The organism is Candidatus Methylacidiphilales bacterium (assembly GCA_033875315.1).
GTDB lineage: Bacteria > Verrucomicrobiota > Verrucomicrobiia > Methylacidiphilales > CAZTYG01 > JANRJG01.
In genome coordinates this window covers 1-20,169 of the sequence record JANRJG010000035.1, presented here as the reverse complement: position 1 = coordinate 20,169, position 20,169 = coordinate 1, and the positions used below count along the sequence as shown (strand labels likewise).

The window sequence follows — 20,169 nt, the reverse complement described above, 5'->3', positions numbered from 1 at the left end:
TCTGCGCAAAGCATCGGCCAGAACTTGGAAGGAGCTGATCTCAGCCCTCAAAGAAGCCATCGAATCCTTCACCCCGGAGCACTGTGCCAACTTCTTCTCTCATGCCAACTACGAAGCTAATTAAGTGGAAAGTGCTCTAATACAAAGGAACACACGAACAAACGATGAACCAATATCATCCCATGGCAATCCAAGCCCGGATCTGGCCCTGATCGCGTCCGGGGAAACGGCGGACGATCCAGACCTGTCCGGCCGAATCGATGATCCGGAAAGCCCCGGGGAAGGCGGCTTCCAGTGTGGCCTCGACCCGACGCACGTAAACGGCATCCGAATTTTCAACCATGCCCAAGTAGACCGGCTCGTAATGACGCGGTGCCTCGGCGGTCTCTTCCATCGGAAAGGTTTAGCCAAAATGTCCCTGTCGCGCAACCGCCGTTGCACGAAACCTCCACCAAACCGGCCAACCAACCCCTTCCGCTTACGGCTTAAGGCTTAGGGCTTGCCTGCAGGGGATGGTCCGGTTGGCGAGGATCCGCCTTTTTCTTTGTCTTTGAACTTGGCCTGACGCTCACCCTTCATCTTTTCCCATTTGGCTTTTTGCTCGGGGGTCAGGACGCTATTCATCGCCTCATCCATCTTGGCCCGGGTTTCCATCATCATGGCCTTCTTCTGTTCGGGCGTTACATTGGGATCGTTCTTCATCGCCTCGATTTTCTCGCGTTGTCCGGCCATGGCCTGCTTGACTTGGTCGATCTGATCCGGGGTGAGTTGGAGTTCTTGCTGCATCTTCTCCATCTTGCCACCCAGTCCTTGCTTCCCTTTCGCCCCGGCTTCACCTTGGGCTGGCGGGGTCGCTTGGCCTTCGGCATGGAGGGGGGAGATACCGGCCGCCATCAACGACAGGGCCAACGATAAAACGAATCGGGTTTTCAGGTGCATGAGTCGATAAACCCCTGCGAAGGGGAAAAGTTGCAGAAATTGTTTGGGCGTCACAACCAAGTGGGTTTAGTTTGGGGCATGCAGCGCCAAGGCCTTACGCCGTTGGAAAGCGCCGCCATTCTGGCCATCGCAGGACTGGCCCTGGTCGTCACCCTCCCCGTGGCTTACCGCCATCTGGGCAAGGCCCATCGCCAGGCGCGCATCATCCGGGACTGGGACGCTTCCCTGAGTCAGGCCCAGGAACAGGCCATTCAGGCCCGGTCTTCTTCCAATGCCATTTCCAAGCCCACTGCCGATGATCCTGTCAATGGCAGTGCGCTTCGCACCTCGGCCAGGTAATCGTCCACGATCTTCCGCCAGGGCAACCGCTGTGCGGTCTCCCGGCCTGCCACCCCCAGCCCCGCCCAACTTTCCCGCTCCGCCAGCATCGCCTCGGCCGCAGCGATGAACGCCCGTCCATCACCCTTGGGCACGACCCGACCGTTGATCCCGTCGCGGATATGCTGGCGGGCCGAGGCGTAATCATAGGTCAACACCGCCAACCCGCTGGCCAAAGCCTCCATGACAACATTGCCGTAGGTCTCCGTTTCGCTGGCAAACAGGAACACATCGGCCGATGCATAATGACGGGCCAGGTCTTCGTCGAATCGCATCCCGACAAAGCGGACCCCGGGGCTGGTCCTTTCCAGTCGAGGACGGATCGGACCGTCACCCACGAAGATGAGACGGGCCCGGGGTTCGCGGGACTGGACGGCACGGAAGGCCTCGATCACCAGGGGGATGTTTTTTTCCGCCGCCACCCGGCTGACATGGATGAAGACCGGATCTCCGTCCTCAGCCCCCCACTCCCGGCGTAGTGCGGGGTCACGCCTTGCGGGATCGAAGAGTGAGGTGTCCACGCCGCGTCCCATCCGAGCCGTGCGCCGGATGCCCAATTGCTCCAACTCCGCCCGCAGGGCGTCGTCCGGCACCAGACAGAGCCTTCCACGGTTGTGGAAGGACCGGAGGTAGCGCGCGACCAGGGGTTTGAGCGGTGCGGCACCATAGTGGCGTGCATAGTCATGGAAATTGGTGTGGAAGCTCGTGACCAGCGGGATATCCAGGCTGCGCGCCGCGGCCAGGGCGCTCCACCCCAAGACCCCCTCGGTCGCCACATGGACATAGTCCGGTCGCTGCAGGCTCCAGGCCCGCTTGAGCAGACGCTGCGACCAGGCCCCGACACGGGCCTCGGGATATCCCGGGATCGGAGCGCCGGAAACGCGCAGCGCCTGCCAGGGTGTGTTGGCCGCAGCATTCGTCTCGCGCGGCTGCCGCGGGTGGACCACCTGCACCGCGAAGCCGCGACGAATCCATTCCCGGCAGAGTCTCTGCAGGGTCATGGCCACCCCGTTCACCTCGGGAGGGAAGGTTTCCGTGACGAGGGCGATCTTCACGCGGACACCGGTTCCGTTCTCACGGCTTCTGGATCGTGGTGGGGTGCATTCAAAAGTGGCGGAATTGCTGGGCGATCGGCATGCGCCGTCCCAGGCCGAAGGCCTTGCTGGTCACCTTGAGACCGGGGGCCGCCTGGCGCCGCTTGTGCTCGTTGACATCGATCTTGCGCACCAACTCGCGGACCAGCGCGGGATCATGGCCTTCGGCCACGATGCCGGCCACGTCGAGATGGCGGACGATGTAGGCATCGATGATAGCGTCTAATTCTTCGTAAGGGGGCAGGCTGTCCTGGTCGGTCTGGCCGGGGCGCAACTCCGCACTCGGGGCTTTTTCAATCGTCGCCCAGGGGATGATTTCCTGCCGTCGATTGAGCCAGCGGGCCACACGGTAGACCCAGGTCTTGGGCAGGTCGTTGATCACCGCCAGCCCCCCGCACATGTCACCGTAAAGGGTGCAATACCCGACCGCCAATTCGGATTTGTTGCCGGTGGTCAGGACCAACCGCCCGGTCTTGTTGGAGACCGCCATCAGGATCATACCCCGCAACCGCGCCTGGAGGTTCTCCTCGGTGATGTCAGGCTCCCGGCCCTCGAAGAGCGGAGAGGTCGCGTTCAACATCTCGGTGAAGGCATGGTCGATGGACACCGTCTGGTGTTCGATTTCCAGGCTCTTTGCCAGGGCCAGGGAATCCTCAATGCTGCCCGGACTGGAATAGCGGCTGGGCATCAACACCCCGAGCACGTTTTTGGGACCCAGGGCCTCGGCGGCGATCACCGCGGTCAGGGCGGAGTCGATACCGCCGCTCAATCCCAGGACGACCTGCTTGAATCCACATTTGAAGACATAATCGCGCAATCCCAGGGCCAGGGCATGGAACAATTCCTCCTCCTCGTTCGGCCATTTCATCAATTCCAAGGGCTGGCCGTTTTCGGAAGTATCCACCCACACCATGTCTTCATCGAAGGCCACCCCCTTGGCCAGCACCCGGCCCTGCGCATCAAACCCCATGCTGCGTCCATCGAAGATGAGTTCGTCGTTGCCTCCGACCATGTTGACCTGGACCACCGGCACTTTCTCGGTCGCCGCCACCCGGGCCAGCATGGCCGCACGCAGGCGTTCCTTGCCCAGGTGCCAGGGCGAGGCGGAAATGTTCACAATCAGGTCGACCCCGTGCTGGACCAGGTCCTTGACCGGGTCGCGGCGGTAGAGGCGTTCGTTCCAGAAATCCTCGTCGTTCCAGATGTCCTCACAAATGGTCACCCCCAAACGCAGATCCCCCACAACCACCGGCGTGTTGCTGTCCTTCCGTGCCCGCTGGAAGTAACGGTCCTCGTCGAAGACGTCGTAGGTCGGCAGGAGGGTTTTGGCGATCGTGCGGAGGATGGCCCCCTCCCGGACCACGGCGGCCGAATTGTGCAGGGGCTTGCCCGGTCGGCGGCGGTTCCGTTCCAGCAGGCCGAAGACCAGGGGCACCTTGCCCACCGCCGCCAACACCCGAGGAAGCACCTCATCCTGGGCCGCCAGAAGATCCGGATAAAAAAGCAGATCGCGCGGCGGGTAGCCGCTCAGGATCAACTCCGGTGCCAGGACCAGTTCCGCCCCCCGCGCCACCGCATGCTCATAGCCCTCCACCAACTTGTTTGCGTTGGAAGCGAAGGCGCCGACTATCGAATTGATCTGGAGACAGGCAATCTTCATGGGAACAGCCAAAACATGCCCAACCGCAGGCACTTGGAAAACTTTTTTTATGACTTCCAATCATGAGCAAAACTCATACTTGCGTTACACACCGTGGCCAATTGACAAACCCCCCGCTCCGGGTAGTCTCCTTGGAATCTTATGGCCGTACCTATCTCGCAAATGTGGACGGTGGCGTCCTACGTCATCTCGCAGAAACTCAAGGGCAACAAGCACTACCCGCTCGTCCTCATGCTCGAACCCCTGTTCCGGTGCAACCTCGCCTGCGCCGGATGCGGCAAGATCCAATACCCCGAACACATCCTCAACAAACGCCTCACCCCGGAACAATGCTGGCAGGCGGCCGATGATTGCGGCGCGCCCATGGTCTCCATTCCCGGCGGTGAACCCCTCATCCACCCGGAAATCGGCCAGATCGTCGAGGGCCTCGTCGAACGCAAAAAATACATCTACCTCTGCACCAACGCCCTCCTCCTCAAACGCAAAATCGACCTCTTCAAACCTTCCAAGTACCTCACCTTCTCCATCCACATGGACGGACTGGAAGAGGAGCACGACGTCGCTGTCTGCCGTGACGGTACCTACAAGACCGCCATCGAAGGCATCAAGGAAGCCGTCGCCCGCGGCTTCCGCGTCACCACCAACACCACCCTCTTCTCAGGCGCCGAACCCGCCCGCGTGCGCGAGTTCTTCGACGAAATGATGAAGTTGGGCGTCGAAGGCATGATGCTCTCCCCGGGTTACAGCTACCAAAAAGCCCCCGACCAGGACAGCTTTCTCTCCCGCCAAAAGACCCAGGAACTCTTCCGCGACATCCTCAAGGACCGCAAGAAGGACTGGCGTTTCAACCTTTCCCCCAACTTCCTCGAGTTCCTCCAGGGCAACGTCGACTACGAATGCACCCCCTGGGGCAATCCCACCTACAACATCTTCGGCTGGCAGAAACCCTGCTACCTCCTCCAGGACGGCTACGCCGCCACCTTCCAAGAACTCATCGAGACCACCGAATGGTCGAAGTACGGCCACAAGAGCAGCGAAGTCCGCTGCAAAGACTGCATGGTCCACTGCGGCTACGAAGCCACCTCGGTCGACGACACCTTCGGTTCCCTCGCCGGCTTCGCCCGCACCGTCAAAGCCCAGCTTCAATACTGATACCAATCGTCCCCGGTTCCGATTCTCCAATCCGCAATCTAAAATCACCAATCAGAAATACTTCCCGTGCCCCAACAGGACAAATCCCACGCCACCATCGGCCGCAGCGAACTCGAAGGCCGCACCTTCGAACCCACCACCCGCGCCGAACTCGAAGAAGCCATCCGCCTCGCTTTTGACTACCGCGGCGACGTCACCCTCCGCCTGAAGGACGGAACCACCGCCGAGGGCTTCATCTTCAACCACAACGCCCAAGCAGGTTCCATTTCCCTCTTCGTCAAAGAAGGCAAAGACTCCGTGGCCAAAGACGTCCGCTTCGACGACGTCCAGTCGGTCATCTTCAGCGGGGCCGACGTCGCCTTCGGCACATCCTGGGAAGACTGGCAGGCCAAGAGCGCCAAGCAACGCGCCGCCGAAGCCGCCCGTTTGGCCGAAAAATCGGCCCAACTCGGCCACCTCTGACACACCGTACAGGGTCAATTCCCTGTCACTTCGAACGTGAGTTCGTAGACCCTCATCCTCCACGAAATCGCATTCGTGGCTACACGGCAGTTCGATTTGATTTGCCTGCTTTGGCTCCAGTTTCTTGGCTGCTAGCAGATAACCGACAGCCCTCTGCCCATTCCGCATTTAACATTTCGCATTCCGTATTTCTGTCTTTAATGAGGCCATGAAGCCGGAGTCGCTCAACACGCACCAAAAAGCCCTCCGCATCAACATTGATGCCCTCCGCTACGGCACCTTCGCCGAGATCGGGGCGGCCCAGGAAGTGGCGCGCTGGTTCTTCCGCGTCGGCGGCGCGGCCAGCACCGTTGCCAAGAGCATGTCGGCCTATGACATGACCTTCAGCGACGCCATCTACGGCCCCACCCCCCGCTATGTCAGCCGCCAACGCCTCATGACCATGCTCGACCACGAGTACGGCCTCCTCCTCGAGCGACTCCAGGAAAAACGCGGCGATCAAACCTGCTTCTTCGTCTATGCCAACACCGTCGCCGCCCGCAGCTACCGCGGCAACCACGAATGCCACGGATGGATGGGCATCCGCTTCCAGCGGCGACCCGGGGCCGCCCCCAGCGACATCATCCTCCACGTCCGCCTCCTCGACAAAGAGAACCTCTCCCAACAGGAAGCCCTCGGCATCATCGGCGTCAACCTCATCTTCGGCTCGGTCTATTACAACGAAAATCCCGACCTTGTCATCGACACCCTGCTCGACGATCTCAACCGCGACCGGATCGAAGTCGATATGCTCGAATTCCGAGGCGAGGACTTCGCCCACCTCGACAACCGCCTGATCAACCTCCAACTCGTGCGCAAGAACCTGACCCCGGCGGTCGTCTTCTCCCCCGACCGCCTGGTGCACCAGGCCTCGGAGGTCCTTTACCGGCATCCCGTCCTGCTGGAACGCGGCAACTTCCGGCCCGTCACCCAGGTAAATCTGGACATGATCGCAGCCGCCCACCGCCAGTTCATGGTCGAACCGCAGAATGCCGGCGACCCGCCCATCGAGATCATGGAAATCACCGTCAACAACCTGCTCAACGCCGGCGATGTCGACCCGGAAGATTTCCTCGCCCGCGTCGACATCCTCAGCACGCTTGGCAAGACGGTCATGATCTCCAACTTTGCCGAGTTCCACCGACTGGCCGCCTTCCTCCGCCGCAACAGCCCGAAGATGCTCGGCATCGTGCTCGGCATCAGCCTCCTCCAGGAAATTTTCAACGAAAAATACTACACCTCACTGGAGGGTGGGATCCTTGAGGGTTTCGGGCGGCTCTTCAAGAACGACCTCCGCCTCTATGTCTATCCGGCTTTGAGCGAGGAACGCAAACTCCTCAAATCAGCCAACATCACCGTTCCCGCCCACCTCAAACACCTGCACGAGCACCTGTTGGAAAACCGCTTCATCGTCGATGTCGACAGCGAATGCCCCGCCACCGTGACCCATTCCTCGCGCGACGTGGCCGCCCGCATCGCCGCCGACGACCACACTTGGGAGAAGCTAGTCAGCGAGCCGGTGGCCCGGATGGTGAAAGAAAACCGCTACTTCGGTTACCGGCCTTCCTCATAGAGGCCGCGTCCCCTCACTGTAAGCCAAGGAATCGTTTCCGCGGCTAAAAATCCAAGGTATGTGTGGCCAACCAACTGAAACGAATGAAACCCAATCCTATTGACCGGACGAAGGGATCTTTGGGAGGGCGAGGCTCCCGCCGAGCCGGTTTGTAGACATTCTTCCAATCGCGGCTCAGCGGGAGCTTCGCCCTCCCGTAAGGCATTTTGTTACTGACGTATATGATTTGGCTTCAAACAGCCGGGGCATCAGCGGGCCAGCGGACCAGAGGAGCCAGGGCGGGCCAGGAAACCCCGGAGACCCGTTCCATCACACCCAGGTAGATGTTCACTTTTTCCGCAGGGAAGGCCTCGTAGAGCGCCGTCACAGCTTTCTTCAGCCTGGCCTCTTCGACCGACTCCGGGAAGGATTCGGCATATCCTTTGCCGTCGTGTTTGATGCCCATGTGATCGAGGAAGGCCGACAACATGGCGTCCTGGGTCTGACCCAGCCAGACAATGAGAAGGTTCTGGCCCAGAAGTTCGAAATCCGGCAGGCCAAGGAGGGGGTGGAAGAGCTGGTGCCGCTCGGAACGGGGCAGCTTCAAGAGGAACTGTTCGCGCTTGCGCAGGTTGGCCGCCATATCGGCCACCAATTCCCGGTAAAGCTTCTTCTGGCCAAGGTAGGAGGCTTCCAGAATTTCGTGGACCAGGGTGGGGGGCGATTTCTGCCAGACTTCGTGGGCGTGCATGAGGTTTCTAAACTAAAGAAGCCCCCCAGCTGCATCAAGTCATGGTTTTCAAACCTCCGCACCAAAAAAACGAAAGAGTCTGATCACTATTTGGTGATTACCGTTGCGTTCCCAATTCGTATCGCTTCTCCTCGGCGTCTCTGCGACTCCGCGCGATATCAACCGTGTTCTTCCGGCTAAACCGCGTTTTCCTGGAGGATCTTGAGGTAGGCGTTGATGCGGCGGTAGCGGGCCTGGTCGCCGATTTTGAGGTAGCTGTTGAGCAGGTTGGAAAGCATGCGCTGGGCGGTGTCGACGGGGCTGGCCCGGCAGTAGTCGGGGCGGGAACACTCCTCGGCCGAGCCGCCGAAACGCTGGGCCAGGCAGTCGGCGGTGAGGATGCTTCCGCCATGATAGGGATCGAAGACAACCCCCTCCAACCCGGCCAGGTAATGGCCCGGGGTGTTGAGCCCATAAGCTTCCCATCCGGCGCGGTGGGCCACGAAGAGGTAAACCAGGCTCAGGGTCAGGGGGATGCCGAGCCGGGTGTCGATGACCCGGGTGAGGAAATTGTTGGCCGGGTTGTAGTAATCCGCACGGTTGCCGTGGAGGCCGGTTTCGTCGGCCAGAATGCGGCGGAGAGCGGCAATTTTGCGCATGGGACCGGGTTGGGGTCCGGCGGCCTGGGTCACGCGCTCGGCCCAATTCGCAAGGGTTCGCTCATAGGCCCCGCTGTCGAGCTCCGGGTCTTCCATGCGGGCCAGGAGCCAGCAGAGTTCTTCCAACTCTTTCCAAGTCCGTAGCGGCGGAACTTCGGAAGGACCCGGCCGGGCAGCGGCAGGCGATGCACATCCCCAGAGGCTGAGGATCTGGCAGGCGGCCTCCCGGATGCGGGCGTAGGAGGAACCGGCCAGGTCGCGCACCAATTCTTCATGTTCCAGCCGGTGGGCGACGATCTCGCGGATCACCAGTTCCCGGGTGGAAGCGTCGTCATCCCCCAGCAGTGATTCCACAGCCTTCCGATGGACGACGCGGATCATTTCACGAACGCGGGATGAAGCGGATATTGCCCCCGGCTTGGGCGGCTTGGGCAGCGTGCTCGGCATCGCTGCAGGCAGCATTGGTCGGAACGGCAGCCGGGGCCTCGTTTTTGGAAACGATTCCATTCGCCACCATCCAAGCTTCCACTTCATCGCCGGAGATGTCGGGGAGCATGTGGCCGTTAATCTCCACGCAGGGGGAAAGTTCCTGGCCGCTGCGCTGGATCATTTCCATGCGGTTGTCGAGGTTGCCGATGATGTCTCGGTCCTCGTAGGCGAGGCCGTACTTGTCGAAGATGGCGCGGACGCCACGGCTCCAGCCGCAATGGGGTTTGAGCCAGGCAATGATTTTGGGGGAGTTGGTCTGTTCAGTCATGGCGAGAAGATAATTTCATCAGGCAGATAGTCAAAGTAATAACCCGGAAGCACGATAACGCAAATGGGTGTGTACCCCCGGGGAAGGGATTCCCCGGCTACAGAGCAAACGGAAGACTCCCGTCCGGTTCAACCTCGGGTCTGGAGGTGCAATTCCTTCAACTGACGGGGGCTGGCCGGCGAGGGCGAGGCCATCATCAGGTCGATCCCGCGGTTGTTCTTGGGGAAGGCGATGACGTCGCGGATGTTCTCGGTCCGGCAGATGAGCATGCAGAGGCGGTCGACGCCAAGGGCGATGCCACCGTGGGGCGGGGCGCCGAAGGCGAAAGCCTTGAGAAGGTGGGGGAAGAGCTTCTGCTGTTGTTCCTCGGAGATGCCGAGGGTGCGGAACATGAGTTCCTGGAGCGGGCGCTCATGGATACGGATGCTGCCGCCGCCGATTTCCACGCCGTTGAGGACGACGTCATAGGCCTCGGCGCGGATCTTGCCCAAGTTCTCTTTTCCACCCTGCTCCAGGAGCGGGATGTCGGCGGCCATCGGACGGGTGAAAGGATGGTGGCGGGCATTCCACTTGTCGTCTTCCGCGCTGTATTCCAAGAGCGGAAATTCGATGACCCAGTGGAAGTCGAGGACCTCGCTGCCCTCCGTGAGTTTCTGGATTTCGGCCACCCGCAGGCGGATGCGGCCCAGAACGTTGCAAACGGTCTCCCAGGCATCGGCTCCGAAGAGGATCAGGTCCCCTTCCTCAATGGCCAATTCCTTCACCAGCGCCGCCTTCTCAGCTTCGCTGAAGAACTTGACGATGGGCGACTTCCATTCGCCACTTTCCACCTTGATGAAGGCCAGGCCCTTGGCGCCGTATTGCTTGGCCAGTTCGGTCATTTCCTCGATCTGACCGGTGGTGATGCAGGCGAATTTCTTGGCATTGATGGCCTTGACCACACCACCCGCGTCGAGGGCGCCGCGGAAGACCTTGAACTGCGACTCCTTGAAGACGGCACTGAGGTCGGTGAGCTTCATGGCGAAGCGGCGGTCGGGTTTGTCGCTGCCGTAATGGTTCATGGCGTCCAGCCAGGTCAGACGTTCGAAGGGCCGGGGAATTTCGATGCCGCGGGTGGCCTTAAAAATGTTGAAGAGCGTTTCCTCGATGAGGCCGAAAATATCCTCCTGCGAGATGAAAGACATTTCCAAGTCCACCTGGGTCAACTCGGTCACGCGGTCCGCGCGTGGGTCTTCGTCACGGAAGCACTTGGCGATCTGGAAATAACGTTCCATGCCCGCGACCATGAGGAGCTGCTTGTATTGCTGGGGGGACTGGGCCAGGGCAAAAAAGTTGCCCGGGTGGACACGGCTGGGAACGAGGAATTCGCGCGCGCCCTCGGGGGTGCTCTTCGACAGGACCGGGGTTTCGATCTCGACGAAGCCATGACCGTCGAGTGTGGTGCGGACGGACTGGCAAAGGCGGTGCCGGGTCTTCAGGTTGGCCTGCATGAGCGGACGTCGCAGGTCGAGGTAACGGTGGGTCAGGCGCAGGTCCTCGTTGACGCCATCGTCGTCGAGCGGGAAGGGAGGGGTCTCGGCGGCGTTGAGGATTTCCATCGTCTCCGCGACCACCTCGATCTGGCCGGTGGCCAGGCGGGTGTTCTCGGTGCCCTCGGGGCGGCGGCCGACGGTGCCGGTGATACGGAGGACGAATTCCGAACGGAGTCCGTGGGCTTGTTCCGCCAGTTCTTTATTGGTCTCCGGGTTGAAGACGACCTGGGTGCGGCCCTCGCGGTCGCGCAGTTCGATGAAGATGACCCCGCCGAGGTCACGGCGGGCGTCGACCCATCCGGCCAGGGTGGTGCGGGAGCCGATGTGTTCGGCGCGCAGTTCGTTGCAGTGGTGTGTGCGTTTCAAAGTTTTCTCCATAAATCCTTCCGAGCCTCAAAGTCCATTCCAACCGGTCACCCGGCCGTCGGCGAACTCCACCCGTACCGGGCGTTGTTCGCGGGTGGCCAGGTACTTCAGACCAACCGTGCCGGCGGTCTCCCCAGCGGGATCGACCACCAGGGCAAAGGCGGCACCCCGGTCCTGGGCGGCCTCAAATTGGCGCCCGACCTTAGTCGCCGCGAGTGGGTAGTCAACGCGATATCCCCCGGCACGCAGGGCGGCCACCAGACGGAGGGCTGCCGGGCGGACGGACTCGTCGGCCACCACCACGTAAACAAAACGGGTGTCGGGTTCGGCGGCGAGCAGTCCCTTGTCCTTGAGGATCTCGGTGATGACGACATCCCCCATGCCGAAACCGAGTGCGGGCAGGTCGGTGCCGGCAATGTTTTTCAGCAGATCGTCATAGCGTCCGCCCCCGGCGATGGCGCGGTATTGGCCGGCGCGGTCGTGGGCTTCGAAGACGACGCCGGTGTAGTAGGCCAGACCGCGGACGATGCCGAGGTCGATCTGGATGAAATCGCCGATGCCGCAATCGCGCAGCGCGGACTGGAGTTCGTCGAGCCTCGCACTTTGGCCCCCCTCACGGATGATCCGGAAGACATCGTCGGCCAGGTTGCCGAGCTTGCCCCGCACCACCTCGTCAGGATCGCGTCCGACTTTGTCGATGGCTTGGAAGAAATCATAGTGCCGGTCCTCGGCGATGTGGTGGGTGGCGAGATAATCCTTCCAAAACTGGCGGTCGCTGACGCGCACCACCACATCGGCGGCGGTCAGGCCGACCTCACGAAACGATTGCACCAACAAGGCCAGCAATTCGGATTCCGCGCCCAGGCCGGGTTCACCGAGGATGTCGCAATTCCATTGGAAATGCTCGCGAAGACGGCCTTTCTGGGCGCGTTCGTAGCGGAACAATTGCGGGATGGCGAACCACTTAAGCGGCTTCTTGAATTTTCCGTGTGCAGCCCCGGCCATGCGAGCCAGGGTGGGCGTCATCTCCGGGCGGAGGGCGACTTCGCGGTCACCCTTGTCGACGAAGTGGTAGAGCTGCTTGACGATTTCGTCCCCGGATTTCTTTTTGTACAGGTCGAGGGTTTCGAGGGGGGGACCATCGTAGGGGGAAAAGCCGAAGCGGCGGGCACAGTCGCGCCAGACCGCGAAGAGGCGCTCACGGAGGGCACAGTCCTCGGGGTAAAAATCACGGAATCCGGAAAGGCTCTGGAACGACATGGCAGTGGGGCAGGAACGCCTTGGCGAAATGAGATTGGACGGACGGGCGCTGCGCGCAATCCGAATCCATCTCCTGACCGGGGATCAAGGATTGCCGGAGGAGGCGGGATTGGCGATGAGGCGGGATGAAAGGGCGGAGACACTGGCCTTCATCTCCTTGCCGGGCTTGAACTTGACCACGGCACGGGGCGGGATCGGGACATCGCTTTCAGGCTTGTTCGGGTTGCGACCGACCCGGGCCTTGCGGAGCTTGATCTCGAAGACCCCGAAATTGCGCAATTCGACGGTCCTACCCTGGGCCAGACTCTCGGTCAGGTAATCCAAGGTCTTCTGGATCACATTCAGCACGTCCTGCTGAACCATGCCGGTTTCATTACTGATCCGCACAACAAGATCACGTTTGGTCAAATTTGCCATAATCGTTTGTAGTCCTGATACTTAGAAATTTGATCCCGGAATAGCAAGCAAAAAGGGTAAAAAATTGACTCAACACTTTGATTTTCACAGACCTACGGGTGGAAACCGTCACGGCAATGGCCTAATCCTGCGGCCCACCCAAGGGAAGTTGTCCCGTAATCTCAGCGTAGGTCTTGAAATGCTTTTTGCATACGACGTCCAAGGCTGTATCCCCGTGCTGCTGAAAGAGTTCCCTGGCCTGGGCTTTCACCCCGGCCCCGGCCCCCTTGAGCAGTTCCACTTTCCAGGGTGTCCCAAGCGAAGCCAGGCCCGAGACAAAGGCGTCGCGGGCCAAAATGGAGGCCGCGGCCACGGCGGGATCGGATTCCGCCTTGGTGCGGGAATCCAGAATGATGTCTATTTTCTTCTGCTTGAGCTGGTTCTCGATCAATTTGGGGTTGGCGAACTGGTCGGAAAGGGCCCGGGGGCAGGCAGGAACGACGGTCTTCAGGTTTTCGATGACCTGGGCATGACCCCAGGCCAGGAGTCGGTTCAGGTTGCGGAATTTCCCGTAAAGCTCGTTGTACTTGGCCGGCCCGATCTTCACCACCGTGCAGCGGCGACCCAGCATCTCCCGGATTCCCTTGGCCAGGTCGGCGATCTTCTTGTCCGACCCGACGGACTTGCTGTCCTTGACGCCCATCTCGATCAACCACCGGGCCCGGTCGCGGTCGACGTAGGCCCCGGCGATGACCAAAGGGCCAAAGAAGTCGCCCTTGCCGGCCTCATCGACGCCGAAGTGGGGTTCGTAGCGGTCGGGGTGCAATTCCTCTTCGTAGCCGAGGCGGGCTTCACCAAGAACGAAGGGTTCGAAGGTGAACTCGATGAATTCCCGGCAATCCTTCCCCTGGATGGTGACCTTGCCGCTCTCGTAATAGTTCACGCTGCATTTGCCGCGTTTGGCCGAGAAGTGGCCGTAGGCCAGGGCGGAGAATTCGAAGCCCTTGTCCTGCAGGACCTGTTTGAGGGCGGCTCCCTGCTCGGGGCGGAGGGTGTAGGTGTGCGAGGCCGGTTCAGGCATGCTGGACTCAGGCTAAGGGAGTGGCGGCGGGTTCCAACCTCTTTTCTGCCGGAATCCGCTTTCCTTCCGCCTTTGCTGTGATTGCTTGTTTCCGTGTCCGAAACCATCACTCCAGCCATCCGGCGCGCCTTCCACGGGAAATTGCGCGATTGGTATGCGGGGGCGAGGCGAGACCTGCCCTGGCGGCGCACACAAGATCCCTACGCCATCGTGGTCTCGGAGTACATGCTGCAACAAACCCAGGTGTCCACGGTGATTCCCTATTACGAGAGGTGGCTGCAGCGGTTCCCGGACTGGGCGACGCTGGCGGGGGCGGAGGAATCCGAGGTATTGAAAGCCTGGGAGGGCTTGGGCTACTACCGGCGGGCGCGTTTTCTCCACAGGCTGGCCAGGGAAGTCTCGGGCCCGCTCTTGGGCCGACTGCCCCGTGAAGCCACCGGACTGCGTGAACTCCCCGGCATCGGTCCCTACATGGCCGGAGCGGTGGCCTCGATCGCCTTCGGGGCCCGGGCGGCGCTGGTCGATGGCAATGTCGAGCGGGTCTTCGCCCGCATCTTCGCCCTGGCCGATCCCACCGACCACCCCGCGACGAAGAAGTTGATGTGGCAGCTGGCCGAGGCCCTGCTGCCCGAATCGGGCTGCGGCGACCACAACCAGGCCTTGATGGAACTGGGCGCCGTCGTCTGCACTCCCCGGAATCCGCGCTGCCTGATCTGTCCCTTGCAAAAAATCTGTCGTGCGGACGACCCGCACCGCTACCCGGTAAAAAAGAAAACCCCCGCCCTGCGGTCCGAACGGAGCTTTGCCCTGGTCACCCGGGCCGGTAAAGTCTGGCTTCTCCGGCCGGAAAGTCCGGGTTTATGGAAGGGCTTGCACCGCTTGCCGGAGTGGGACGGCAGTTGGATGGAGGAGGGTGAAAAGTGCGGGTCCCTGAACATCGCCATCACCACCCACCGCATCCGCGCCACGGTGGTGCGCTGTCGCCCCAGAATGAAGTCGCGGATGCCCGCCACGGGCGGTTGGTTCGCGACGGCCCAGGCATCGCACCTGACCCTTCCCTCCCCCCACCGCCGGATGCTCGCTCTGGCATTGAAAGAATCCGCTCCTCCGCCTTGAATAGACAGCACCGGACCATCATGGACGAAAACCCTGAAATCCTCCCCTCCAACGAAAAACCGACCGTCAAAGGCCTTGATCCCTTGGTTTACGGCTGCCTGGTCCTCGCCATCGCCGCCCTGGTCCTCGGAGGCGCCTTCCTCGTCGGAGCTTGGAGCGTCCTCCAAGGCCAATCGCCGACGCCGACACCCTGAGCGGGCAACACGTCAACGGTAGCGGGAAATGACCCCGGCATAGACCGATTCGTATTCCCGGACCGATTGCTCCCAAGTGAAACGGACAGCCATCGCGGTTTCCTGCATCCGACGGTATTCCTCCGGGCGGTCATACCAGAGCCTCACCATCCGTTCGATCGCATGATAGGCATCACCGGCGTCGGGCTGGGTGAAAAGCAGGCCGGTCTGCCCGTCCCGCACGGTGTCGGCCAGCCCGCCCGTCGCCCGCACCACGGGCAGGGACCCGTACTTCATGGCATACATCTGGCTGAGACCACAGGGCTCATACAAGGACGGCATGAAGAAGAAATCACTGCCGGCGTAGATGCGGTGGCTGAGCTCGTTGGAAAAGCCGATGTGGACACCCACCCGTCCGGGATAGCGCCGGGCCAGATCGTCGAAGAATGCGTGGGCCGCCGGATCACCCGTGCCCAACACCACCACTTGGATCGCACAATGCCGGACCGCCGCCTCCAACATCCCGCGCATGATCCCCATCCCCTTCTGCTCGACCAGACGGGAAACAATGCCCAAGATAGGAGTCCCGTTGTCCTCAAGCCCGAAATGGTCGCGAAGATTCTTCCGACAAAGCGCTTTTCCTTCCAGATGCCCCCCGTCGAAGGGCTTGGCAATCATGGGGTCAGCGGCCGGGTTCCAAAGTTCATAGTCGGCCCCATTGAGGATCCCGTGCAGATCTGCCTGGCGTCGTCCGAGATAGGGGGCCAGTCCGCATCCTCCAATGGTGTCGAGGAGTTCGTGGGCATGTGTGGGAGAAACCGTGGTGATGGCGTCGGCGTAGCGGATGCCGGCCTTGAGCAGGTTCAGGCGGCCATGGTCTTCGAAGGTGTCGGGGTTGAAATGCTCCGGACCCAGACCCATGAAATCCATCACCTCGGGCGTATAGACGCCCTGGTAGCCGATGTTGTGAATGGTCAGGACGGTCGCACTTTGCGACATGGGGGAAAGGACGCGGTCCCAAGTGCGCAATAAAACCGGCAGCACGGCAGTCTGCCAATCGTGGACATGGATGACGTCCGGTATCCAAGCCCGGTCCTTGCACCACTGCATGGCCGCCTTGCTCAGGAAAGTGAAGCGGTAGGCATTGTCGCCGTACTCCCGGGCTCCATCGTCGTAAATGCCGCTACGGTCGAAGAACCGTCCGTAATCGAGAAAAACCACCGGGACACGCGAGTCCAGCAGACCTTCATGAACGCCACACCACAACTCCTCGCCGCGGCCAAAATGGGTGCAGAGGTTGCCGACGTATTCGATGCCATGCCGGGCCCGGTCGATGCTCCGATAAAGGGGCATGACGATGCGAACATCGTGGCCGCGTTCGTGAAGGGCCTTGGCCAGCCCGGAAACCACATCCCCCAACCCACCCGCCTTGGCATAAGGAGCGGCCTCGGAGGCGACAAGCAGGATGCGCCACTTCGATTCAGCCGGTTGGTCCTCCATGCGGCCGATGATAAGCATTTATGGCCCGGTCTGACAACGGCAGGAAAGCCGGAGTTTTCCGGGGAGTCCGACAAATGGAACACTGTGGCCGGAACATCCTATGGAACATGTTAAAATTGCGTGACTTAGCAATGCCGACTTGACGGCCCTTGATGCGGTCCCATACTGAACTAAATCCCCTATTGTGCCATGATCCCACGCACCCGACTTTTCATTTTACTTCTGGCTTTCCTAAACCTTCCGGTATGCGGGCTATTCGCCGTGCCCGAACTCAAGGTCACAGAGACCAAGGAATTGGAAATCACCGCCGCCGACGGCACCTCGGCCAAGTTGCCCGCAGGAACCATCGGACGACAGATCAATGCGGACAAGCAGATCTTCAAGGTTTCCTACGGCAAAGACTTGCGTGGTCGGACCAACATCATCATTTACCCTGATCCGGAAAAACCCCAGTCCCTTGAACTGAAGGTCCTGGACCAGAACGTCAAACTCACCGAGGACGCGGTACTGACGGTCATTTCCGAAGGGGCGGCCGCCACCACACAGTTCCAGTCCGGCATGATCGGCACGGTCACCGTCGGAACCGAACAATTGACAGCCGGAGCCTCGGCCAAACTGGCCCAGGGCAGCCTCTCCACCGTTGCCGCGAATACTCCGGTCTTCCCCCCGGCTCCCGCCGCCAAATCCAGCGTTTCCGATCCCGTCACAGGCTCCGATAAAAACGAGGCTGCATCGCAAGAGATACCGCGTTCAGGCGACACGGCCGTTTATGAAGGCCCCAAAGTGCGTGCCATTGAAGGCGACGTCATGATTGCCCCCCCCGGCCAGGACATCATGAACATTGTAAAAACGGCCACGAGCATGCCGCGCCTGCAAGAGAGCCAGCGCATCAAACCCGGAAGCACCGTCCAAACCGGACCGCAGGGCAAAGCAGTTGTCTCGCCCTTCCCTGGTTGCATCATTGCCATCCAACCCAACAGCAAGGTTGTCTTTGAAGACGTTCAATACATCAATGCCGACTACGGGACAGACGTCGACATGGAGCCTGCAGCATATGCCAAAGAAGGTTATGGTTCCAAAATCCAAAGCACCCCTGCCGCTGCAGGCCAAGAAGATAAACTGGTATTCGTCAAAAGCAGACACAACTACAAGCGCAAGGTACAACTGAATCTGATAGAGGGCGGCGTTCTTTCAACCATCAAGGGCATTCCAAAGGAGAGCCTCGACTATCAAGTCAAAACACCCCTAGCTGTGGCAGCTGCACGCGGCACAAGTTTTGGCGTTTTTGGTGATCCCTCAAAGGCTTTGATTATCGTAAGCGACGGGGTTGTGCAAGTGATCACTCCCGACGGCACATACAAATTGAGTGTCACGCCGGGCAATAAAGTTTTGATCACGAAAGACGGCGCCCCCCCCATGCCCTTCAGCGCCAGCCCCGAAGAAGTACAAGCTTTTTTGGATTTTAATGAGTCCGTCAAAGATATGGACATCAATGATATTCTGGCCGACTTGGACCTATTCTCGAGAGAACCCTTTGGCAAGGATTTGAGGAATGCCATAGACGATTTCCGGAAAAAATTCGTGCCCCGTCTGAACAACTTCTTTATGACCGATATCTTCTCGCCCTGAGAGGCTTTTTTCGGCAGTGGTTTAACGGCGGGAAGGTCCTCTTCCCGCCGTTTTTTTATGCCCGGAACTTCGGGTCCAGTTCCAAATTGAAGAAGTCCGCCGCATTGCCAAAGCAGACCCCCTCGACCAAACCCGCCAGCAGTTCGCGGTCGTCCGGCAATTCCCCGCGTTCCACCTCGCGTCCGACCAGATCACACAAGATCCGGCGGAAGTATTCATGACGGGCGAAGGACAGGAAACTGCGGGAATCGGTCAGCATGCCGACAAAACGTCCCAGCAGGCCCAGACTGGAGAGGGCGTTGAGCTGCCACTCCATCCCCTCCTTCTGGTCCAGGAACCACCACCCGCTGCCGAATTGGATTTTGCCCGGGATGGTGCCGTCCTGGAAATTGCCGATCATGGTGGCAAAGACGTAGTTGTCGGCCGGATTCAGGTTGTAGAGCACAGTGCGGGGAAGCTCCCCCGTTTCATCGAGGGCATTGAGATACCAGGACAAGGCAGTAGCTTGCGGGCTATCCCCGATTGAATCGCATCCGATATCCGGCCCAAGTGCGCGGAAGAGGCGCTGGTTGTTGTTGCGCAGGGCGCCGAGGTGCATCTGCTTGGTCCAACCCCGGGCGGCATCCCAACGTCCAAATTGGATCATCATCCATCCTGTGAACGCGGCCGTCTCAGCCGCCCCGGCAGCCCGGCCTGACAACGCCCGCCCGAGGATGGCCATCGCTTCCTCATCGGAGCAAGCACCAACCGGACAACGCTCCAATCCATGATCAGACAGGCGCCCCCCCATGCCGTGGAAAAAGGCATGCCGTTCCTGCAGGACCCGGATCAAAAGTGCCGGATCAGCGCAGGAACGTCCCGCGACATTTTCCAGCTTATCCACCCAAGGACGGAAGACCTCCGGACGATCCACGGCCAGGGCCTTGTCCGGACGGAAAGTGGGATAAACCCGGGTGGAAAGCCCGGCCGCAGGATCACGCAATGCCGCGTGATGCTCCAAGGTATCCGCTGGATCGTCAGTTGTACAAACCACTGCCACCCGGAAGCGATCCAGTATTCCTCTGACAGAAAACTCCGGTGAAGACAGCTTTTCATTGGCCTCGTCCCAGATACGCGGTGCGGTTTCCTCATTGAGCAGGGTTTCAATGCCGAAGTAACGGCGCAACTCCAAGTGGGTCCAATGATAAAGCGGATTGCGCAGGGCGCGGGGCACCGTGCGGGCGAAGGCGAGAAACTTTTCGTAATCCGGGGCATCCCCGGTGCAGAAACGCTCCGGCACCCCGTTCGAACGCATGGCCCGCCATTTGTAATGGTCGCCCGCCAGCCAGGCATCGGTCAGGTTGCGGAAACGGCGGTTGCCGGCGATTTCAGCAGGCGACAAATGACAATGGTAGTCATAAATCGGCTGGCGAGCGGCGTGTTCGTGGTACAAGCGCCGGGCGGTGGCGGAGTGGAGAAGGAAATCGTCATCAAGGAATGGCTTCACTCCCCCATTTTCTCCTTCCGGAACACTAGAAGTCATCTCAAAAATAGGACATGCCCGCGCTGGAGGGCAGAAAGCTGTCCGGCGAGGCGCGAGGAGAGCGAAGGTATGAAATATACCTTTAACCGACGAGCAACGAAGCGGGGCAGCTTTCTGGCTCCAGCCCTGAGGGTTGCGGCGGCACCGACCCGCTCCCTTCGTCGTCACTTCC

The 20,169-nt window shown here is 60.5% G+C and carries 20 protein-coding genes; 7 read left to right on the top strand and 13 right to left on the bottom strand.

All coding sequences use genetic code 11. The annotated features are described in order from the left end of the window. Window positions 1-175: 175 nt before the first annotated feature. Window positions 176-394, bottom strand: coding sequence for a hypothetical protein (locus SFU85_10210; GenBank protein ID MDX6767154.1), 219 nt, complete (start codon window positions 392-394; stop codon window positions 176-178). A 98-nt stretch (window positions 395-492) separates the two neighbouring features. Then, on the bottom strand, window positions 493-939 hold the full coding sequence (locus SFU85_10205; protein MDX6767153.1) for a hypothetical protein: 447 nt from the start codon (window positions 937-939) through the stop codon (window positions 493-495). 78 nt (window positions 940-1,017) lie between these two features. Between SFU85_10205 and SFU85_10200 the strand changes: the two genes are divergently transcribed. Beyond that, window positions 1,018-1,278, top strand: coding sequence for a hypothetical protein (locus SFU85_10200; protein ID MDX6767152.1), 261 nt, complete (start codon window positions 1,018-1,020; stop codon window positions 1,276-1,278). Here the strand turns inward: SFU85_10200 and SFU85_10195 are convergent. Next, a complete protein-coding gene (locus tag SFU85_10195) occupies window positions 1,191-2,372 on the bottom strand; it encodes a glycosyltransferase family 1 protein (GenBank protein MDX6767151.1) in 1,182 nt (393 codons plus the stop codon). The two genes, SFU85_10200 and SFU85_10195, sit on opposite strands and share 88 nt — an antisense overlap. 49 nt (window positions 2,373-2,421) lie before the next feature. After that, window positions 2,422-4,071 carry an NAD+ synthase gene (locus tag SFU85_10190; GenBank protein ID MDX6767150.1) on the bottom strand — a complete coding sequence of 550 codons (1,650 nt, stop codon included), beginning with the start codon at window positions 4,069-4,071 and terminating at the stop codon, window positions 2,422-2,424. Between the two features lie 141 nt (window positions 4,072-4,212). Between SFU85_10190 and hpnH the strand changes: the two genes are divergently transcribed. The 3 genes from hpnH to SFU85_10175 all read left to right on the top strand — a co-directional run bounded on the left by hpnH (window position 4,213) and on the right by SFU85_10175 (window position 7,297). Then, window positions 4,213-5,223 (top strand): adenosyl-hopene transferase HpnH, encoded by a 1,011-nt coding sequence (gene hpnH, locus SFU85_10185; GenBank protein MDX6767149.1) that lies wholly within the window; start codon window positions 4,213-4,215, stop codon window positions 5,221-5,223. 66 nt (window positions 5,224-5,289) lie between these two features. Next, on the top strand, window positions 5,290-5,685 hold the full coding sequence (locus SFU85_10180) for a hypothetical protein (GenBank protein MDX6767148.1): 396 nt from the start codon (window positions 5,290-5,292) through the stop codon (window positions 5,683-5,685). 208 nt (window positions 5,686-5,893) lie between these two features. After that, on the top strand, window positions 5,894-7,297 hold the full coding sequence (locus SFU85_10175; GenBank protein MDX6767147.1) for a TonB-dependent receptor: 1,404 nt from the start codon (window positions 5,894-5,896) through the stop codon (window positions 7,295-7,297). Window positions 7,298-7,529: 232 nt separating this feature from the next. On the opposite strand, the gene SFU85_10170 is transcribed toward SFU85_10175, so the two are convergent. The 7 genes from SFU85_10170 to rnhC form a co-directional block, all read right to left on the bottom strand. Beyond that, on the bottom strand, window positions 7,530-8,027 hold the full coding sequence (locus SFU85_10170) for a hypothetical protein (GenBank protein ID MDX6767146.1): 498 nt from the start codon (window positions 8,025-8,027) through the stop codon (window positions 7,530-7,532). Between the two features lie 176 nt (window positions 8,028-8,203). Then, window positions 8,204-9,046, bottom strand: coding sequence for a transglutaminase-like domain-containing protein (locus SFU85_10165; protein MDX6767145.1), 843 nt, complete (start codon window positions 9,044-9,046; stop codon window positions 8,204-8,206). Window position 9,047: 1 nt separating this feature from the next. Beyond that, window positions 9,048-9,422 carry a glutaredoxin gene (locus SFU85_10160; GenBank protein MDX6767144.1) on the bottom strand — a complete coding sequence of 125 codons (375 nt, stop codon included), beginning with the start codon at window positions 9,420-9,422 and terminating at the stop codon, window positions 9,048-9,050. Window positions 9,423-9,550: 128 nt separating this feature from the next. Continuing rightward, complete coding sequence (gene aspS, locus SFU85_10155) at window positions 9,551-11,332, bottom strand: aspartate--tRNA ligase (protein MDX6767143.1); 1,782 nt, start codon at window positions 11,330-11,332, stop codon at window positions 9,551-9,553. A 15-nt stretch (window positions 11,333-11,347) separates the two neighbouring features. Next, a complete protein-coding gene (gene hisS / locus SFU85_10150; GenBank protein ID MDX6767142.1) occupies window positions 11,348-12,580 on the bottom strand; it encodes a histidine--tRNA ligase in 1,233 nt (410 codons plus the stop codon). A gap of 84 nt (window positions 12,581-12,664) precedes the next feature. Further along, window positions 12,665-12,997 carry an HU family DNA-binding protein gene (locus SFU85_10145; GenBank protein MDX6767141.1) on the bottom strand — a complete coding sequence of 111 codons (333 nt, stop codon included), beginning with the start codon at window positions 12,995-12,997 and terminating at the stop codon, window positions 12,665-12,667. A 121-nt stretch (window positions 12,998-13,118) separates the two neighbouring features. Beyond that, window positions 13,119-14,057: a ribonuclease HIII gene (gene rnhC / locus SFU85_10140; protein MDX6767140.1), complete on the bottom strand. Its 939-nt coding sequence runs from the start codon at window positions 14,055-14,057 to the stop codon at window positions 13,119-13,121. Window positions 14,058-14,150: 93 nt separating this feature from the next. Between rnhC and mutY the strand changes: the two genes are divergently transcribed. Together mutY and SFU85_10130 are read left to right on the top strand one after the other, a co-directional pair. Beyond that, the gene (gene mutY / locus SFU85_10135; protein ID MDX6767139.1) at window positions 14,151-15,173 is read left to right on the top strand and encodes an A/G-specific adenine glycosylase; all 1,023 of its coding nucleotides are present in this window, start codon (window positions 14,151-14,153) and stop codon (window positions 15,171-15,173) included. 20 nt (window positions 15,174-15,193) lie between these two features. After that, window positions 15,194-15,367 (top strand): hypothetical protein, encoded by a 174-nt coding sequence (locus SFU85_10130; GenBank protein ID MDX6767138.1) that lies wholly within the window; start codon window positions 15,194-15,196, stop codon window positions 15,365-15,367. A 12-nt stretch (window positions 15,368-15,379) separates the two neighbouring features. Here the strand turns inward: SFU85_10130 and SFU85_10125 are convergent, their stop codons facing one another. Continuing rightward, window positions 15,380-16,864 carry a glycogen synthase gene (locus tag SFU85_10125; protein ID MDX6767137.1) on the bottom strand — a complete coding sequence of 495 codons (1,485 nt, stop codon included), beginning with the start codon at window positions 16,862-16,864 and terminating at the stop codon, window positions 15,380-15,382. A 171-nt stretch (window positions 16,865-17,035) separates the two neighbouring features. Here SFU85_10125 and SFU85_10120 point away from each other — a divergent pair, with 171 nt between their 5' ends. Then, window positions 17,036-18,475: a FecR family protein gene (locus SFU85_10120; protein MDX6767136.1), complete on the top strand. Its 1,440-nt coding sequence runs from the start codon at window positions 17,036-17,038 to the stop codon at window positions 18,473-18,475. A gap of 55 nt (window positions 18,476-18,530) precedes the next feature. On the opposite strand, the gene uxaC is transcribed toward SFU85_10120, so the two are convergent. Then, window positions 18,531-19,961 (bottom strand): glucuronate isomerase, encoded by a 1,431-nt coding sequence (gene uxaC / locus SFU85_10115; GenBank protein ID MDX6767135.1) that lies wholly within the window; start codon window positions 19,959-19,961, stop codon window positions 18,531-18,533. Between the last annotated feature and the right edge of the window lie 208 nt (window positions 19,962-20,169).

Coding starts and splice junctions, on each gene's coding strand:
- SFU85_10200 (MDX6767152.1), top strand. CDS start 1,018: ATGCAGCGCCAAGGCCTTACGCCGTTGGAAAGCGCCGCCATTCTGGCC.
- SFU85_10175 (MDX6767147.1), top strand. CDS start 5,894: ATGAAGCCGGAGTCGCTCAACACGCACCAAAAAGCCCTCCGCATCAAC.
- SFU85_10165 (MDX6767145.1), bottom strand. CDS start 9,046: ATGATCCGCGTCGTCCATCGGAAGGCTGTGGAATCACTGCTGGGGGAT.
- SFU85_10160 (MDX6767144.1), bottom strand. CDS start 9,422: ATGACTGAACAGACCAACTCCCCCAAAATCATTGCCTGGCTCAAACCC.
- SFU85_10120 (MDX6767136.1), top strand. CDS start 17,036: ATGATCCCACGCACCCGACTTTTCATTTTACTTCTGGCTTTCCTAAAC.
- hisS (MDX6767142.1), bottom strand. CDS start 12,580: ATGTCGTTCCAGAGCCTTTCCGGATTCCGTGATTTTTACCCCGAGGAC.
- SFU85_10170 (MDX6767146.1), bottom strand. CDS start 8,027: ATGCACGCCCACGAAGTCTGGCAGAAATCGCCCCCCACCCTGGTCCAC.
- hpnH (MDX6767149.1), top strand. CDS start 4,213: ATGGCCGTACCTATCTCGCAAATGTGGACGGTGGCGTCCTACGTCATC.
- SFU85_10125 (MDX6767137.1), bottom strand. CDS start 16,864: ATGCTTATCATCGGCCGCATGGAGGACCAACCGGCTGAATCGAAGTGG.
- aspS (MDX6767143.1), bottom strand. CDS start 11,332: ATGGAGAAAACTTTGAAACGCACACACCACTGCAACGAACTGCGCGCC.
- SFU85_10145 (MDX6767141.1), bottom strand. CDS start 12,997: ATGGCAAATTTGACCAAACGTGATCTTGTTGTGCGGATCAGTAATGAA.
- SFU85_10205 (MDX6767153.1), bottom strand. CDS start 939: ATGCACCTGAAAACCCGATTCGTTTTATCGTTGGCCCTGTCGTTGATG.
- rnhC (MDX6767140.1), bottom strand. CDS start 14,057: ATGCCTGAACCGGCCTCGCACACCTACACCCTCCGCCCCGAGCAGGGA.
- SFU85_10210 (MDX6767154.1), bottom strand. CDS start 394: ATGGAAGAGACCGCCGAGGCACCGCGTCATTACGAGCCGGTCTACTTG.
- SFU85_10130 (MDX6767138.1), top strand. CDS start 15,194: ATGGACGAAAACCCTGAAATCCTCCCCTCCAACGAAAAACCGACCGTC.
- SFU85_10190 (MDX6767150.1), bottom strand. CDS start 4,071: ATGAAGATTGCCTGTCTCCAGATCAATTCGATAGTCGGCGCCTTCGCT.